Consider the following 352-nt stretch of genomic DNA (forward strand, 5'->3'; position numbering starts at 1 on the left):
GCATGACCAATTGACGCCCCAGACCGCCGAAGCCGTCGCGGCCCTGCTCGGGTTCGATAAGCCGATGCCACTTTTCTGGGTATATGCGCGCGAGATTCCCGCACTCCCGGAACCTTGGATTGTGGGCGACGTGATGACTGTGTATCTGGAACACATGGTGCGCCGGAACAACGAGATTTGCGCGCGGCTCGCGTTGCAACAGAAGCCCGAATAACCACAAAATTTAATCGGGTACTATTGACGGGGCCGCTTGGCCCCGTTACTATTAATCATCCGTGATTAACAAGCTGAGGACAAAACCATGTCACGCAATAATCGACTCACGACCAACGAAAACGCAACGGTAACGGAG

General features: G+C 54.5%; 1 protein-coding gene. It reads left to right on the forward strand.

What is annotated here, in order from left to right; all coding sequences use genetic code 11:
* A partial coding sequence (locus tag AC1RPT_RS07835; protein WP_481762991.1) for a hypothetical protein occupies nt 1-214 on the forward strand: 214 nt, incomplete at its 5' end.
* Nucleotides 215-352 lie beyond the last annotated feature (138 nt).

Source organism: Dellaglioa sp. CoH-56-MRSF-11 (genome assembly GCF_056782135.1).